Consider the following 15,230-nt stretch of genomic DNA (forward strand, 5'->3'; position numbering starts at 1 on the left):
TTATCATGGGTGATACATCCAACCGTCTTGCCGGAACAGCCTATGTCACGGTTGACGGCCTGACTATCATGGTGGCAGGACAATTCAAATACAGCCCCTCAAAAGTTAAGCGTGAAACGCTCACGGGCATGGATGGGGTGCACGGATATAAAGAATCCTTTAACGCCCCGTTTATTTCCTGCCAAATCCGCGACAGTGGCGGCACGTCGATCAGTGACTTTAATGAGCAAACCAATGTCAATATTGTTTGCGAATTGGCTAACGGGAAAACGATTATCGGCAGCGGTATGTGGTCGGTGAATACCCAGGAAGTGGACAGTACCGAAGCTACGGCTGACATTCGTTGGGAAGGTGGTTCAGTGTCAGTCACGGAGAACTAAAATGTCGGAATTAGAACGCACCAAAACCATTACCCTTGTTAAACCCATTTCTCATGATGCCACCAAAACAACCTATGAATCTATTGACCTCAGTGAGCCGATATTGCTTCAGGTTCAGCAGTTCTATGATGAGCAGGCTAAGTCAGGGGCGCTAAGTGCAATGGGGTTACTCATCTCGCTGGTGTCGAATGTGCCGCGTGAAGCCATCAAGAAAATGGCCTTCAGCGACTATAAAGCCTGCGAGGTCTATATGATGAGTTTTTTAGCTTACTCCCCGCCACTGGGGAATGGGGTAACGAACTTGCCGATGTGACCTATTACTACGGGTGGGGGCCGGGCGAAGCTCTGTCCCTGACGTACAGTCGATTGCAATGGTGGTATCAGCAGGCGGTCAGAATTAACAAGGTTAAGGCGGGCAAAGATGGGTAATGCATTTGATTTTGAACTGACCGCGACAGATCAGGCCTCCGCTTCTATTCAGCGTATCGAAGAGGCGGTTAAAAATCTGGTTCCCGATCTGGATAAAACCCGTGAAGGCCTCAAGCTGGGTGGGCAAGAATCTGCCGAGGGCATTGATGACTTGAATGCTCGACTAAAAGGCATGGGGCAGTTTGCGCGTGAGGGCGTTCAGTTTATCGGTGATCTGGTGCCCCCATTAAAAATGGTCGGTGAAATAGGGAGCAAATCCCTTCAGTTTGGTGGACTCGCTGCTGGTGGCTATGTCATCACTCAGTTGGCGAGTGGCCTAAAAGCGGCAGCAGGCAATGCCTATTCACTTGATGTTGCGGCGAAAAATGCCGGTATGTCCGTTGATAATTTTAGCCGTGTCAGTGGCGCAATGCAGATATTGGGAACGGACAGTGATTCAGCCCGGCAATCAGTAGAGGGTTTGTATAAGACGTTTAATGACCCACTTTGGGCGCGTAATGACACCACGCAGGCGCTACTGGCTCAGAACGGCATTGTCATTGAACGTCTCAAAGATGGCACGGCAGATGTGTATAAGACGCTGGAAAACGTGGCAAAAATATTTCCTAAACTTTCGCCGCAAACTCAAAAGACGTTGGCTGATGCTTTAGGGTTTGATGCCACTATGCTGGCATTAATGCGGGAGGGTGCCAGGTACAAGGAGTTATTGGCCCAGTCGGATACATTTGGCTTGACGGTTGATCCAGAAACAAACGCGCAATTAGTTGAATTGAACATGCAGTTAAATGAAGCCAGCGCTGCGCTTGATGGTCTGATGATGAAAGGTAAAACATGGGCTGCGCAAAAACTCTTAAGTGCAGATCCGGCAACCGCCGCATTTCAGGACAGCATGAAGTACGTCGGTGATGATGAAAATTCATTCGCTCATGGTAATAAAGAAAAGGATATTCTTCACCGCGCACGGGTGGATGAGAAATTTAAAGATACATTATCGTTTAAAGAAAAAACCTACCTGACATTGGGCTACCCGGATAAAGATTTTACCCAAAAGCTAAATGAACAATATGGTGCAGCCTGGGAAGAGCAAGAAAAGAAACGGCTTGAAGCAGAAAAACAAAAGGCAATAACGCCCGTTAATACGCCTTATATGCTCCCAGGTGAAGATCAACAGCAAGCCAGGCTAACCCAGTTGGAGACAAAGTATCATCTTCCAGCCACGATCCTTGACCGCGTATATCAGGCGGAATCGGGGCGAGGTAAGCATTTATTGTCACCCAAAGGTGCCCAAGGCCCATTTCAATTTATGCCGCCAACGGGCAGGGATTATGGATTAAACACCACAGAAGACCGTATGGACTTCAATAAATCCAGTGAAGCTGCGGCGCAGTACCTTTCTGACTTGCTCAAGGATTTTAATGGAGATGTCAATGCAACTGTAGCCTCCTATAACTGGGGGCAAGGGAATGTCAAAAAGTATGGTTTAGGGAAAGCGCCAGCTGAAACGCGCAATTATCTCAATAAGATTATGCCGGGGTTACCTGCCATTCATCCCCAGCCTAGTGAGCTAACTAACGGCCTCTCTGATATCAACACGCCCCCTCCCGCATCGATTAATTCATCCCAACAAAGCGGGAAAGACATTAATGATATCACTCAAGGTATTGGTGGGGATAAGTCAGAAATTGAAATTACGCTGATTACTGATAAGACAGGTGAACGTCAAAAAATCACAGCGCCAAGAGGGGCTAAAATATCAACATCTATGAATTACACAAGCTGATGTAAAGTGTTTATCAACCATCATTAGTTATGATTTTCGGACGAGCCCATTTTTTTGTGGCATTAATGCTATAGTTTACAAAATATTGCGTCTGGAGATTAGATGATGAGTTTTATAGTTATTGCGGCTATTCTTGGATTAATACCAGCCTTTATTGCACAAAGTAAAGGGCGATCATTTGGATTGTGGTGGCTATATGGGGCTTTAATTTTCATCGTTGCACTAATTCATTCTATTTTAATAAGTAGAGATGATGAAGAGATTGAAAGAATAAAACTAGAACAAGGTATGGTTAAGTGTCCGTTTTGTGCTGAGATAATTAAGAAAGAAGCGATTAAGTGCAGGTATTGCGGTAGTGATATTAATAAAGATATGAAGTCAGCGATTTTGGATAGGGACTTCAGCGTATTGGACTTACCTTCTGACTCATTTTTCACTAGACACAATGCTACTTATCATATAAACGATAGCATGGTTAAAGATATGGTTATAAATATCAAAAAATCATCCCCTAACGTTCATCCTATGAACTTACTAACTAAGTATAATAAGGATGTCGAGGTGTTAAAAAATAAACTACCCAGTAGTGTGAGAGATGATTTTATTTCACGATATAAATACTGGGTAAATAAATAACTAGTCTTAGATTTAATCTTTAGCATAGTTCCAATAATTCTATAGCTAGATTCATAGACCCAGCCAATGGCTGGGTTTTTCATTTATGGGGGCAAAAAATGTCACTGATCAGTAATGCACTTTCTGACTTATTAGGGGCGGGCGGTGATAGCTGGCAATGGTCTGAACACCTTCACCCGGCATCATTTCGTGGTGTCCCCTTTGCTGTTATGACAGGGGAAGGGGTTTTTGGTCGCCGCCTGGCTATTCATGAGTACCCTTACCGTGATACCGCGTGGATTGAGGATTTAGGCCGCGCCACTCGCCGGCTGACGCTTCGTGGTTTTCTTATTCAAAGCAGTGGTCTGTATAACGCGCCGGATGTCATGACGCAGCGTGACTCTCTGATAGCGGCCTGTGAAATGCTGGACGCAGGAACGTTGGTACACCCCACGCTGGGAGAGATGACGGTCAGTGTCCCTGAAAGTGGGCTTCGTTTGAATGAGGGGGCCGATTCGGGACGTGTTTTTGAGTTTACGCTCACCATCATTGAATCTGGCTTGCGAGTATTTTCTGTCACCAGTTCAGCGGATGCCGTGTCATCCATTCAATCCTCATGGTTTGGTTTGGCCACAAAAAGCGTAGCGACCTTTATTGCGACAGTAAAAGGCGAGATCCGTGCGGTCACGCAGACGATCAAGACACTGAAAAGCACCGCAGCATTCTGGGTCAACATGGTTGATTCGACAACCAGTGAAGCCACAAATCTTGGCAACGTTCTGCGTTCTACCCTTGGGCGTGACCGTTATGGGCGCTTCAACCACGGTGAGGTGGGGGGGAGTGTTTCCGGTGCCACTGCCGTCGTTAGCGCACAAAATGACACTACTGATCTGTCTGAGTTAGTGGCCCAAAAAATGGCGGTATCAGTTGAGGGACGCGCCGCAGTCAATGCCGCGACAGACACGTTGCAACAAGCCTCAACGGTAGAATCTCATGCGAATGCCACCCTTGCGGTGGTGAATGCCATCTTGGACAGTGGTGCCAGCACGCTGGATTTAATTCGGATGATGCAGGAATTAGCCGTTATTAATGACAATACCTTTCGACCTAATGCCAGCGATAGCCTTACCGCTGCCGCCAGTTATCAACTCATTATTGTGTTGTGCGCCGGCGCGATGGTGTTTGCAGCGTCGCAATACCAACCCGAAAGCTATGACGATGCGGTAGACATACTGACGCGGGTTTGTGATGCGGTAGACGGTGCGGCACTTTCTGCTGCTGACCAAGGGGATGATGAGGTGTACCAGGCATTAATGGCGTTGCGCGGCTCTATTGTGACGCTATTGCAGCAGACGGGAGCGAACCTGTCTCGCGTAGGGGTTGTCAGCTTTAACCGGTCATTGCCCGCACTGAATCTGGCCAATCGTATTTATCAGGATGCCCGACGCGGCGGTGCCCTGGTGAAAATGGCGGATCCGGTTCACCCGGCATTTATGCCTACCCGATTTAAGGCACTGAATTCATGAGTGATGATTTGACGTTGCGCATCGGTAATAAGCTTATTACTGGCTGGGATAACATTCGGGTCACTCGCAGCATTGAGCGGCTACCCAGTGACTTTAGTCTGTCATTGATGGATCTCTACCCAGGGAGCGATAACCAACAGTGGGTTAATCCGGGCGACCCTTGCGTGGTTAATCTCGGTGATGATGTGGTATTGACGGGATACATAGACCGATGGGCACCGATGATCAGCCGCAATCGCCGCGAAGTCAGGGCAACCGGCAGAAGTAAGTGTCAGGATTTGGTCGATTGTTCCGCTGAATGGCCGAACAATGTGATCAGTCAATCAACCGCGCTACAGATAGCCCAAAAGCTGGCGATGCCCTACGGCATTACCGTGTCTACGGATGTTACTGAGCTGGATATTGTTCCTCAATTTACCTTGAACTGGGGGGAATCCTCTCAGGAAATCATCGACCGCATTACCCGCTGGGCCGCATTGCTGTATTACGACCTGCCGGATGGCAATTTAATACTGACCCGCGTCGGCACTCGTAAAGCGGCCAGTGGTGTGGCGCAGGGCGTCAATATTGAAGATGCGGCCTATAACTCCGGTATGGATCAGCGCTTCTCTGACTACATTGGCGTGTCGATGTCCGTTAGCCAACTTCAGGAGCAAGTACAGGACGCGGGATACGGCTCTGTTACGTTGGCCCGGAGTCGTGACCCCGAAGCGGCACACATGCGCTATCGCAATAGAATTATTATTGTGGAAAGCACCATGAAATCCCCAAAGCTGGCCCAGCGATGTATTGACTGGGAAATGAACCGTCGCTATGGCCGTTCGAGAGAGCTGCTGGTGACGGTTGACAGCTGGCGCGATAAAGACGGGAAGCTATGGGAACCCAACACGCTGATCCCGATTGATTTACCTGCCTTCGGTTTAAAGGATGAACTCTGGCTATTGTCAGAAGTGACCTACCTAAAAGACGACCAGGGCACCGCCGCGCAAATGGTTCTGATGCCACCCGAAGCCTTTACCGTCCAACCTTATGAATTTTATTCCAATGTAATGGAGCTGAACCAGCGATGAGTGAATCAGGACAGCTATCAAAATTATACCGACAAATAAAAATGATGCTTGGGGTGGGGCGCGTTACTGGCAGCAATGACGGTGGCACGGTTCAAACCGTCCAATATCAGACCCCGCTTGAGGTACGTGATGATACCCCGCGATTGGCTGAGTTTGGCTTTTCATCCGGACTGCCCGCCGGCACCGATGTGGTTATTGGTTTTCTGGGGGGCGACAGGTCAAGCGCGGTCATTATTGGCACTAACCATCAGTCTTTCCGTCATTCAGGACTCAATACCGGTGAAACGGTGATTTACTCCCAGTGGGGGCAATACATCAAACTCACTGAGACGGGCATTGTGATTGAGGCTAATGGTCAACCGGTGACGGTCAATAATGCGACTGAGGTGACGATTAACGCCTCGGAAAAAGTGCGGATGAACACCCCGCTACTGGAGATCAGCGGCGACATTGTGGACAACGCAGGCAGCAATAGCACTACGCTGAAAGCCCTGCGAGAAGCCTATAACACGCACAATCATCAGCTTAAAAATGTGCAGGGTGGCAGCGCCACCTTGACCAGTGAAATCACTGGTAAGGTGGTTAAATGACAACCGATATCAAAACAGTTTGGGAACCGGACTCGTTATTGGGTGACTGGCAAACCGGCGGTGGCGGGCTGGTGGATGGCAATGATTTAGAAACCGCCATTTTAATTAGCCTGTTCACTGATCGGCTGGCCCGTGTTGATGATGTTATCGATGGCGACGATCGGCGCGGTTGGTGGGGAGATACCGGGTCAGAGTATCCAATAGGTTCCCGCTTGTGGCTACTTCGGCGGGAAAAACTCACGACGAAAGTTGCGCTAAAGGCTGAAGACTATGCCAGTGAAGCGCTGGACTGGTTACGTGATGATGGTGTGGTTACTGCCATCAGTACGGATGCGCAAATAGTGTATCCCAACCGCCTGAATTTAATTATCAGCTATCAACAACCCGGTCGGGCACAGGCTTCTGTTCGATATTCATGGGTATGGGAGACATAATTCATGCCATTTAATCGCCCCACACTAAGCGAACTGCGTCAGCGCAATTTATCTTATATTCAGTCAGAACTAAAAACGGGTGGAAATTTATTACGGTTTTCCAATATTGGCGTTATCAGTGATGCGGACGCAGGTATGGCGCATTTGCATTACGGCTATCTGGATTATATTGCTCTCCAATCCACGCCCTACAATGCCACTGACGAATACCTTGCGGCGTGGGCAGCATTAAAAGATGTCTTTCGAAAATCCGCCAATCCGGCCACTTGCCCAACAGTGTTATTCACGGGCACAGCAGACCGAGTCATTGCTGAGGGGAGCCTCTTAAATCGGGCTGATGGGTATCAATACCGCCTTGATGATGAAGTCATCATCGCCGTAGGTGGCACGGCATCGGGATCAATTACTGCTGTGCTCCCCAGCGTTCTTGATGATGTCTCTGGTGGCGGCATTGCAGGGAATGCGGATGCCGGTACCTCGCTTACTCTGGATGTGGCAATTGATGGTGTCATTTCTGTCTCCACGGCTATGGTGAAAATATCGGGCGGGGCTGATATTGAGTCTGAGGATGCTTTTCGTTCACGCATGTTGCTGGCTTATCAAAATACACCTCAAGGTGGCAACGATACCGATTATCGAACATGGGCGCTGGCTGTTCCTGGCGTAACCCGCTGCTGGATTAAACGTCGTCTGATGGGGGCCGGTACTGTAGGTGTTTACATCATGTGTGATGGCAACGACTCTGACGGCTTTCCTGTTGGCACGGATGGGGTCTCTCAATTAGAAGCGTGGGGGGCGGTGAAGGCGACAGGTGATCAAGGACGGGTAGCCGATCACATCTACCCCTTACAGCCCATTATCGCCATAGTTTATGTCTGTGCGCCGGTAGCTGCTCCCGTGAATTTTGTGATTAGCGGAATGGCGGCGGCAGACAGTGCAACCCTACAGGCAGTCAATGCGGCAATTGATGAAGTGTTGTTCACTGAGGGTGAGCCGGGAGGGCGGATCTTGCTGTCATCACTGCTGCTGGCTATCGGTGATGTCGATGGCACCCGTGGCTTTATTCTTGATTCGCCAACAACCAATATTCAGCTCGAAACCGGTACACTGCCTGTCCGGGGCACGGTGACGTATCTATGAGCCGATACTCCGTTGATGAATATACCGCAGCACTGCAAGCATTGATGCCCGGCGGACTCGTTTGGCCCCAGCGATTTAATGGAGTACAAACCAGCACGTTACGCGCACTGGCAAGATCGTTTCAACGCAGTGATGAGGATGCGCGCGACCTGCTTGCTGCGGCTTTCCCGTCCACCGCCACCGCCATGCTTCCTGAGTGGGAGGCGGCCCTCGGGCTTCCCGACTTGTGCGCCATTGGCGAGATTGACAGCATTGCTCAACGGCAACGGGCGGTGGTATCCAAGCTATTTGGTATTGGTGGCCAGTCGGTCGCTTATTTTATACGGGTTGCTGAGGCGCTGGGCTACACCATTTCTATTACGCAGTATCGACAGGCGTGTGCAGGCATGTCTGTTTGTGGCGATGCGTTGAATGGTGAGGACTGGCCCTTTACCAGTTTGATTACCGCACCGGAAACGACCATCAATTATGCTCAGTGTGGTTTAACGTATTGCGGTGATCCCTTGCGTACTTGGGGCAACAAACAGCTTGAATGCCGGTTAACAGCATTAAACCCCTCTCATACCCTTCTAAAATTTGGCTACGTGAACTAACTCATTACCCTTTTATTCATTTTTAAGCGCCTTATCTGGCGAGGATTTACTATGCAAAAAATTGGCGATATTCCTAATACACGGGCAGACAGTAATGGTGAGTTTACCGATGGCAATGTTGCGGGTGGTGTGCCACCCACGATATTACCGGCAGAGTGGTTTAATACCATTCAGCGTGAATTGATTAGTGTGTTGACACTGGCGGGGATCACGCCAGACCGCGCGAAGTTCAATCAGGTCGCAACCGCCGTCGCTAAATTAATCACTGACGGTGGTTTTTTAAAAACAACTAACAACCTGGTTGAAATTAAGAACGCAGGCGCAACAGCGGTTGCTGCAACTCTTGCCAATCTTGATCTAAGCGACGTCGTGACCAAAGCTAATGGATCAGCCCAAAAGTCAAATAATTTAAGCGACCTTGCAGACAAATCTTTAGCTCGAAATAGCCTCGAACTAGGGACAGCAGCAACGCGCGCTGTTGGGACCGGAACGAATCAGATACCTGATATGAATAGTTTTGGAGCATCATTCGGGGCGAGTGGTTATCAAAAATTGCCGGGTGGATTGATCCTTCAGTGGGGCCGCGTAACAACTACTGCGGCCTTGATTGGTACGCAATGGAATTTCCCGATCACATTCCCCAACGCAGCGCTCTCATATTTTGCCATGACTGAAAACTCATCAGGCGACAGCAAATACTCAAATATTGGGCCGATTTCGGCAGCAAGTCGTACCGGTGCGACAGTGTCTAGCACTTATCCGGGCACGGCTTCAAACTCTTGCTGGGCTATTGGCTACTAACTAAGGGAGAATAAAATGAAAGTATTTTACAGTGCAATTGACAACAGCTTTTATCCAAATGAACTACATGACCAATATGTTGCAGCAGGAAACTGGCCGGATGATGCTGTAGAGGTGAGCAATAAATTATTTCAAGAATTTATTACGGCTCCGGCAGGCAAAGAAAGGAAAGCAGGCGCTGATGGTATGCCGCGCTGGGTTGACGTCCAACCGCCCTCCAAAATTGAGTTAATCGCGCAGGCTGAATATAAAAAGACTGAATTGATGTCTCAAGCAAATAGTGAAATAGCGCCACTGCAAGATGCAGTTGATCTGAATATGGCTAAAGCTGATGAAGTTACGGCGCTTCAATCATGGAAGAAATATCGGGTGTTGTTGAATCGTGTTGATATTGACGCGGCACCGGAGATTGATTGGCCAGTGGCGCCAGAATAATAAATACAAAACCGGGCTTAATGGCCCGGTCTATTTATCTACGTTTTTGAATAGTGACTTAAGCCTGCAACCAATCATCAGCACTTTCCCACGTTTCCTGCAAAATATCCTGAATCACTTCTTTGTCGTCAGGCATCCCGCCAAGCACAGTTAATCCCTCCTCAACTGTGATAGCGGGTTTTGGTGTTAATGTCCTCAATACCCGATTCGATGTAATCCACACGCCTCTGTAGTTCACGGATAAGCTTCTTGGCGGCATCCAAGCGGATCATGACTTGCTGGTCAGGATAATGCTCTGGTTCAATTTGCCTAAAGCCAGTGAGAGTATCAGTGAATGACGATCGCATGAGTATGAACTCTCCAAAGGCGCTGTGATCCGTGTCAAAAGAAGTCAGCTCTCGCATCCCAGTAAACTCGTCTTTAGGATTTCTTGCCATGATTTAGCCTTATCTGGTTGCTGTGTATATATACAGTATTAAATTACATCGCGGTTGGAAAGTCCTTCTGCAAAACTATTTTTCTTTACTTGATAATCAATAGATTACAAACCCCATATTTGAATGTTTTCAATGAATAAAAAAGCCAATAACCATTTATTAATCATATGGTTGCTGGATTTTGGTGTATCTAAGTAATTGGTATATCGATATGTTATTAGGAAATAAGTTTTAATCCCAATAACAAGGGCGTAACTGGCACGCCCCTACAAAATTATCGTGATGGTTGAATAAACTGGTCGCGATAGCGATCAACCCACATTGCGGTCGCACCGCAGACTGCCACTGGCATAATCACCAAGTTAAGGAATGGGATCATAGTGAATACACTCACCAGTGCGCCAAATTGCAGGTTATCTACCTTATCTTGACGCAAAGCGCTGCGCATTTGCTGAAAACTCACTTTGTGATTATCAAACGGATAGTCACAATATTGAATTGACAGCATCCAGGCACTGAACAGGAACCATAATACTGGGGCCAGTGTTTGACCGATACCCGGTACAAAATACAATAACAGCAGCACTAATGCTCGGGGCAAGTAGTAAGTTAATTTACGCCATTCACGTGCCATAATCCGCGGTAAGTCCTTCATAATCCCCAGAATACCGGTATCCGGCAAGGGTTTCCCGGTCAGGCTAGCTTCTAACTGCTCGGCCAGCAAACCGTTAAAGGGAGCGGCGATAAAATTGGCCAGCGTGCTAAATAGATAACTGAATACCAGTAGCACTGAAATCACCATCACGGGCCACAATAGGTAACTGAGCCACTGTAACCAGTCAGGGACATAACTCATCAATTGGGGAACCCAGTCACCTATCCGGTTGAATAACCACCAGAAAGCCCCTCCCATTAGCAGAATATTCACCAATAAAGGCAAAATCACAAATCGCCGGATACCCGGGCGGGAAATTAACCGCCACCCTTGGGCAAAATAATGGATACCACTGACCTTTTTTACCGCTTTTTGCGTATACGCCATGCCATTGTGTTCTCTATAAGCTTATTGACCTGCATATCATATCGGTATGATTTCCCACTGCATAGTCACATATTGTATGAAAAGTGAGCGAAACATCTAGCATAATCATCTTTCTTCGAAGAAAATTGAGCACGGACTTGCACTTGTGTTCGTTGGGAAATAGAGTTAAAGGGTGAATGTTTGCCGCGGTGGCAATGTATTGGAACAACAGAGATAGTAATGATGCAGGATTTGCGTCTGATATTAATCGTTGTTGGCGCGATCGCCATAATAGCGTTGTTATTGCATGGTTTATGGACCAGCCGTAAAGAACGCTCATCACTTTTTCGCGATCGCCCAGTTAAACGTCCGAAACAAGAACGTGTTGAAACCCCGATCGAGAGTCTCGATGAAGGGGTGGGAGAAGTGCGCGTCCGCACTGCTCATCCACAAGAGAAGCCTTCGTTTAATCATATTGATGATGACGACGATGAATTACCGGTGATTCAGCATACTGAAACCAAACCGGTACAGGTCAAGGCGGAGCCTCGCCAGAAACCTTTTGCTTCAGTGCCAGCAGATTATGACGACCCTCTTTTGGGTGGGCTAACTGCTGAGCAACCACCGCATGAATCACAGCGTGATCCTTTGCTCGGCTCGGTTGAAGAACCTTATTCACAACCGCGTCACGAAGAACCGCAGCATGTGGCTGAACGGGTGGCCCCACAGCATGTGGAATCACAACCGGAGCTTGTTGCTCCTGCTCCCGAGGTGAAACCGCAAAAACTGAAAGAAACCGTTTTGGTGTTGCATGTTGCTGCACATCACGGTGGTGCTCTTGGCGGTGAAGTTCTGCTGCAAAGTGTGCTTCAGTCTGGTTTCCAGTTTGGTGAAATGGGGATTTTCCATCGCCATCTTAGCCCTGCAGGCAGCGGCCCAGTATTATTCAGTTTGGCAAATATGGTGAAACCGGGTTCTTTTGACCCTGAGACCATGTCAGACTTCTCAACGCCGGGTGTCTCAATGTTTATGATGGTGCCGTCTTATGGCGATGCTAACCAAAACTTCAAGTTGATGCTGCAATCAGCTCAACGCATTGCCGATGATGTCGGTGGTGTGGTATTGGATGATGAGCGCCGCATGATGACCCCGCAAAAATTGGAAACATATAAGGCCCGCATCCGCGAAGTGTTGGATGCAAACGCAACCGCCTGATAATGTTGCCTCGCAATGAATCGAATTAACCCGAACCCCCGCATGCCGGGGGTTTTTTATCTTTGATGGTGAGCCATGGAATCAATAATTCAGCAAATTAATCAACTAAGAACCTCACTGCGCCATCACGAACATCAATACCATGTGTTGGATGCACCAGAGATCCCTGATGCTGAATATGACCGCCTGATGCAGCAATTGCGCGATTTGGAAGCACAACACCCTGAACTGATTACCAATGATTCGCCGACACAGCGAGTGGGAGCCGCCCCGCTTGATGCATTTGAACAGGTTAAACATGAAGTTCCGATGCTCTCTCTGGATAACGTTTTCGATGAAGAAAGTTATCTGGCTTTTGACAAAAGAGTGCATGACCGGCTGAAAACGGCGGAGCCGCTGACCTTCTGCTGCGAGCTAAAACTCGATGGATTGGCAGTGAGTTTATTGTATGAAGAGGGCGAACTGGTCAGGGCGGCAACCCGTGGTGATGGCACAACTGGCGAGAATATTACCGCCAATGTGCGCACTATCCGTGCAATTCCGCTGCGTTTACAAGGGGATAATATCCCACTGCGAGTCGAGGTTCGTGGCGAAGTCTTTATGCCACAAGCGGGTTTTGAGCAACTCAATGAAGAGGCGCGCCGCAAAGGGGGGAAAATTTTCGCCAACCCACGTAATGCGGCGGCGGGTTCATTGCGCCAGCTTGACCCGCGTATTACGGCTAAACGGCCCTTAACTTTCTTCTGCTATGGCGTCGGTTTGCTGGAGGGCGGCGAACTTCCCCGCAGTCATATTCAGCGCCTAATGACATTTAAGTCCTGGGGCTTACCGGTCAGTGAACGGGTCAAATTATGCACGGGCAGCGAGCAGGTGATTGCTTTCTATCGTCAGATTGAACAAGACCGTGCTGGTTTAGGTTTTGATATTGATGGTGTGGTCATTAAAGTTGATTCGCTCGACTTACAAGAGCAATTGGGCTTTGTGGCGCGAGCACCTCGCTGGGCAACCGCATTTAAATTCCCGGCACAAGAGCAGATAACCCAGGTCCGTGAAGTTGAATTTCAAGTTGGGCGTACTGGTGCAATTACGCCTGTCGCGCGGCTGGAGCCGGTACAGGTGGCGGGGGTGATAGTCAGCAATGCCACCTTGCACAATGCTGATGAAATCGAGCGCTTAGGTTTACGCATTGGTGATACCGTGATTGTCCGCCGTGCCGGGGATGTGATTCCACAGGTGGTCGGTGTGGTAATGGAACAACGCCCACAGGATGCTAAAGAAATTACTTTCCCTGATCACTGCCCGGTGTGCGGCTCTGATATTGAGCGGGTTGAGGGCGAAGCGGTCGCCCGCTGTACCGGTGGGTTATTCTGCGCGGCGCAACGTAAAGAAGCGCTAAAGCATTTTGTCTCCCGCCGGGCGCTGGATGTTGAGGGTTTGGGTGATAAAATTATCGAGCAACTGGTGGAAAAACAGTATGTTGAAAACCCGGCTGACTTATTCACATTGACCGCGGGTAAGCTGACGGGGCTGGATCGGATGGGGCCAAAGTCGGCCCAAAACCTGATAGTGGCGCTGGAAAAGGCGAAACAGACAACTTTTGCGCGCTTCCTCTATGCGCTGGGCATTCGCGAAGTCGGTGAGGCAACTGCCGCTAATTTGGCCGCTCACTTCCGTAATCTGGAAAATCTGCGCGCAGCTGATATTGAAGCATTAAAAAGTGTGCCAGATGTCGGCGAAGTGGTGGCAAAACATGTACTTAACTTCCTTGGTGAAGAACACAATCAGAAGGTGATTGAAGCACTGGAGAAAGTGATCAGTTGGCCTGAGCCGCAGCAAATTGTTGTCGAAGAGATAGACAGCCCATTCGCGGGCAAAACTGTGGTTCTGACAGGCTCGCTGACCATCCTTTCACGGGACGAAGCCAAAGATCGCCTGACTGCATTGGGGGCAAAAGTCAGTGGCAGTGTTTCCAAAAAAACTGATCTGGTGATTGCGGGAGAAGCTGCAGGTTCAAAACTGGCCAAAGCGCAGGAACTGGGGATAACAGTCATTGATGAGGCTGAAATGATCCGTTTGCTTGGTGAATAATCTTACTGCCGGAGGATGTGTGGAAAAAGAGAATCTGGTGGAGATCGCCAATACCCGTATGCCCTTTGGTAAATATCAGGGGCGGGTATTAATCGATCTTCCTGAAGAGTATCTGCTTTGGTTCGCGCGCAAGGGCGAATTTCCGCAAGGCAAGCTGGGTATGCTGATGGAAATGACTCTGGCCATTAAGATTGAGGGGCTGGATAGTTTGGTTAAGCCACTTAAACGCGGCTAATTTTGCATTCTGAAATATGGCGATGAAAAATATTTAATCGTCGCCATTACCTTGTTTTATAAGGCATAAACTTCATTAAATATAAACGTCAATCTGGTTTTGTGCGGAAGGGCGGTTTACCCCATCACCGGTTGGCGCACTCGCGGTGGTACTGGTGTCATCACCCTCTTTGGCTTTCTCCGCTGCCTGCGCTTCAATACGAGCAACTTGGGCTTGGAGTGCTGCAATTTGACTCTGAATTTGTTGCTGTTGCTTTTGTAATTCATCAGCGGTCAAACCAGAGTCTTTTAAAGTGCTTAACTTTTCGGTCAGTTTTTGGATTTGTTGATTAAGAGATTTAATCTGCGCCGCAGTACTGCTGTCTGATGAGCTACTACTGCTCACTGAGACTGAAGCTGTAGAGATTGTATTCGACATCATTACTCCTTAGAAAACGTGAGT

The 15,230-nt window shown here is 48.5% G+C and carries 19 protein-coding genes; 15 read left to right on the forward strand and 4 right to left on the reverse strand.

Annotated elements, in window-relative coordinates:
- Positions 1 to 5 precede the first annotated feature (5 nt).
- From F0T03_RS06595 to F0T03_RS06650, 12 genes are all read left to right on the forward strand, one after another.
- Positions 6 to 380, forward strand: a complete 375-nt coding sequence (locus F0T03_RS06595) for a phage tail tube protein (RefSeq protein WP_159677516.1) — start codon at positions 6 to 8, stop codon at positions 378 to 380.
- 1 nt (position 381) lies between these two features.
- Positions 382 to 693, forward strand: a complete 312-nt coding sequence (locus F0T03_RS06600; protein WP_159677517.1) for a phage tail assembly protein — start codon at positions 382 to 384, stop codon at positions 691 to 693.
- A gap of 108 nt (positions 694 to 801) precedes the next feature.
- Positions 802 to 2,589 (forward strand): lytic transglycosylase domain-containing protein, encoded by a 1,788-nt coding sequence (locus F0T03_RS06605; RefSeq protein ID WP_159677518.1) that lies wholly within the window; start codon positions 802 to 804, stop codon positions 2,587 to 2,589.
- A gap of 102 nt (positions 2,590 to 2,691) precedes the next feature.
- Positions 2,692 to 3,225 (forward strand): zinc ribbon domain-containing protein, encoded by a 534-nt coding sequence (locus tag F0T03_RS06610; protein WP_246169935.1) that lies wholly within the window; start codon positions 2,692 to 2,694, stop codon positions 3,223 to 3,225.
- A gap of 98 nt (positions 3,226 to 3,323) precedes the next feature.
- Complete coding sequence (locus tag F0T03_RS06615; protein ID WP_159677519.1) at positions 3,324 to 4,730, forward strand: DNA circularization protein; 1,407 nt, start codon at positions 3,324 to 3,326, stop codon at positions 4,728 to 4,730.
- Complete coding sequence (locus tag F0T03_RS06620) at positions 4,727 to 5,800, forward strand: phage baseplate assembly protein (protein WP_159677520.1); 1,074 nt, start codon at positions 4,727 to 4,729, stop codon at positions 5,798 to 5,800. Before F0T03_RS06615 ends, F0T03_RS06620 begins: the two co-directional genes overlap by 4 nt.
- Positions 5,797 to 6,390, forward strand: coding sequence for a phage baseplate assembly protein domain-containing protein (locus F0T03_RS06625; RefSeq protein ID WP_145490362.1), 594 nt, complete (start codon positions 5,797 to 5,799; stop codon positions 6,388 to 6,390). Before F0T03_RS06620 ends, F0T03_RS06625 begins: the two co-directional genes overlap by 4 nt.
- Positions 6,387 to 6,824 carry a phage GP46 family protein gene (locus F0T03_RS06630; RefSeq protein WP_159677521.1) on the forward strand — a complete coding sequence of 146 codons (438 nt, stop codon included), beginning with the start codon at positions 6,387 to 6,389 and terminating at the stop codon, positions 6,822 to 6,824. Before F0T03_RS06625 ends, F0T03_RS06630 begins: the two co-directional genes overlap by 4 nt.
- Before the next feature lie 3 nt (positions 6,825 to 6,827).
- The gene (locus F0T03_RS06635) at positions 6,828 to 7,964 is read left to right on the forward strand and encodes a baseplate J/gp47 family protein (RefSeq protein WP_159677522.1); all 1,137 of its coding nucleotides are present in this window, start codon (positions 6,828 to 6,830) and stop codon (positions 7,962 to 7,964) included.
- Positions 7,961 to 8,557 (forward strand): YmfQ family protein, encoded by a 597-nt coding sequence (locus F0T03_RS06640; protein WP_145490354.1) that lies wholly within the window; start codon positions 7,961 to 7,963, stop codon positions 8,555 to 8,557. The genes F0T03_RS06635 and F0T03_RS06640 overlap by 4 nt, the downstream gene beginning before the upstream one ends.
- A gap of 51 nt (positions 8,558 to 8,608) precedes the next feature.
- A complete protein-coding gene (locus F0T03_RS21830; protein ID WP_343032874.1) occupies positions 8,609 to 9,358 on the forward strand; it encodes a gp53-like domain-containing protein in 750 nt (249 codons plus the stop codon).
- A 15-nt stretch (positions 9,359 to 9,373) separates the two neighbouring features.
- Positions 9,374 to 9,793 carry a tail fiber assembly protein gene (locus tag F0T03_RS06650; RefSeq protein WP_159677523.1) on the forward strand — a complete coding sequence of 140 codons (420 nt, stop codon included), beginning with the start codon at positions 9,374 to 9,376 and terminating at the stop codon, positions 9,791 to 9,793.
- Positions 9,794 to 9,851: 58 nt separating this feature from the next.
- Here F0T03_RS06650 and F0T03_RS21670 read toward each other — a convergent pair whose 3' ends face one another.
- The 3 genes from F0T03_RS21670 to cysZ form a co-directional block, all read right to left on the reverse strand.
- A complete protein-coding gene (locus F0T03_RS21670; RefSeq protein WP_425511049.1) occupies positions 9,852 to 9,941 on the reverse strand; it encodes a DinI-like family protein in 90 nt (29 codons plus the stop codon).
- A gap of 13 nt (positions 9,942 to 9,954) precedes the next feature.
- Positions 9,955 to 10,140: a hypothetical protein gene (locus F0T03_RS06660; protein ID WP_231718390.1), complete on the reverse strand. Its 186-nt coding sequence runs from the start codon at positions 10,138 to 10,140 to the stop codon at positions 9,955 to 9,957.
- A gap of 364 nt (positions 10,141 to 10,504) precedes the next feature.
- On the reverse strand, positions 10,505 to 11,272 hold the full coding sequence (cysZ, locus tag F0T03_RS06665) for a sulfate transporter CysZ (protein WP_145554653.1): 768 nt from the start codon (positions 11,270 to 11,272) through the stop codon (positions 10,505 to 10,507).
- 219 nt (positions 11,273 to 11,491) lie between these two features.
- Here cysZ and zipA point away from each other — a divergent pair, with 219 nt between their 5' ends.
- The 3 genes from zipA (at position 11,492) to F0T03_RS06680 (ending at position 14,789) form a co-directional block, all read left to right on the forward strand.
- Entirely contained in the window at positions 11,492 to 12,466 is a 975-nt protein-coding gene (gene zipA / locus F0T03_RS06670) for a cell division protein ZipA (RefSeq protein ID WP_159677525.1), read from the forward strand.
- 75 nt (positions 12,467 to 12,541) lie between these two features.
- Positions 12,542 to 14,554 carry an NAD-dependent DNA ligase LigA gene (ligA, locus tag F0T03_RS06675; protein ID WP_159677526.1) on the forward strand — a complete coding sequence of 671 codons (2,013 nt, stop codon included), beginning with the start codon at positions 12,542 to 12,544 and terminating at the stop codon, positions 14,552 to 14,554.
- Between the two features lie 19 nt (positions 14,555 to 14,573).
- Positions 14,574 to 14,789: a DUF3820 family protein gene (locus F0T03_RS06680; RefSeq protein ID WP_004703771.1), complete on the forward strand. Its 216-nt coding sequence runs from the start codon at positions 14,574 to 14,576 to the stop codon at positions 14,787 to 14,789.
- Between the two features lie 75 nt (positions 14,790 to 14,864).
- Here F0T03_RS06680 and F0T03_RS06685 read toward each other — a convergent pair whose 3' ends face one another.
- Entirely contained in the window at positions 14,865 to 15,206 is a 342-nt protein-coding gene (locus tag F0T03_RS06685; RefSeq protein ID WP_159680743.1) for a FlxA-like family protein, read from the reverse strand.
- Positions 15,207 to 15,230 lie beyond the last annotated feature (24 nt).

It is taken from the genome of Yersinia canariae (assembly GCF_009831415.1).
Lineage (GTDB): Bacteria > Pseudomonadota > Gammaproteobacteria > Enterobacterales > Enterobacteriaceae > Yersinia > Yersinia canariae.

Bases quoted from the DNA above. Each gene is read 5' to 3' on its own strand.
- F0T03_RS06630 (WP_159677521.1), top strand. From the start codon at position 6,387: ATGACAACCGATATCAAAACAGTTTGGGAACCGGACTCGTTATTGGGT.
- F0T03_RS06640 (WP_145490354.1), top strand. From the start codon at position 7,961: ATGAGCCGATACTCCGTTGATGAATATACCGCAGCACTGCAAGCATTG.
- F0T03_RS06615 (WP_159677519.1), top strand. From the start codon at position 3,324: ATGTCACTGATCAGTAATGCACTTTCTGACTTATTAGGGGCGGGCGGT.
- F0T03_RS06610 (WP_246169935.1), top strand. From the start codon at position 2,692: ATGATGAGTTTTATAGTTATTGCGGCTATTCTTGGATTAATACCAGCC.
- F0T03_RS06660 (WP_231718390.1), bottom strand. From the start codon at position 10,140: ATGCGATCGTCATTCACTGATACTCTCACTGGCTTTAGGCAAATTGAA.
- zipA (WP_159677525.1), top strand. From the start codon at position 11,492: ATGATGCAGGATTTGCGTCTGATATTAATCGTTGTTGGCGCGATCGCC.
- F0T03_RS06620 (WP_159677520.1), top strand. From the start codon at position 4,727: ATGAGTGATGATTTGACGTTGCGCATCGGTAATAAGCTTATTACTGGC.
- cysZ (WP_145554653.1), bottom strand. From the start codon at position 11,272: ATGGCGTATACGCAAAAAGCGGTAAAAAAGGTCAGTGGTATCCATTAT.
- F0T03_RS06605 (WP_159677518.1), top strand. From the start codon at position 802: ATGGGTAATGCATTTGATTTTGAACTGACCGCGACAGATCAGGCCTCC.
- F0T03_RS06595 (WP_159677516.1), top strand. From the start codon at position 6: ATGGGTGATACATCCAACCGTCTTGCCGGAACAGCCTATGTCACGGTT.
- F0T03_RS06600 (WP_159677517.1), top strand. From the start codon at position 382: ATGTCGGAATTAGAACGCACCAAAACCATTACCCTTGTTAAACCCATT.
- F0T03_RS21830 (WP_343032874.1), top strand. From the start codon at position 8,609: ATGCAAAAAATTGGCGATATTCCTAATACACGGGCAGACAGTAATGGT.
- F0T03_RS06650 (WP_159677523.1), top strand. From the start codon at position 9,374: ATGAAAGTATTTTACAGTGCAATTGACAACAGCTTTTATCCAAATGAA.
- F0T03_RS06625 (WP_145490362.1), top strand. From the start codon at position 5,797: ATGAGTGAATCAGGACAGCTATCAAAATTATACCGACAAATAAAAATG.
- F0T03_RS06635 (WP_159677522.1), top strand. From the start codon at position 6,828: ATGCCATTTAATCGCCCCACACTAAGCGAACTGCGTCAGCGCAATTTA.
- F0T03_RS06685 (WP_159680743.1), bottom strand. From the start codon at position 15,206: ATGTCGAATACAATCTCTACAGCTTCAGTCTCAGTGAGCAGTAGTAGC.
- ligA (WP_159677526.1), top strand. From the start codon at position 12,542: ATGGAATCAATAATTCAGCAAATTAATCAACTAAGAACCTCACTGCGC.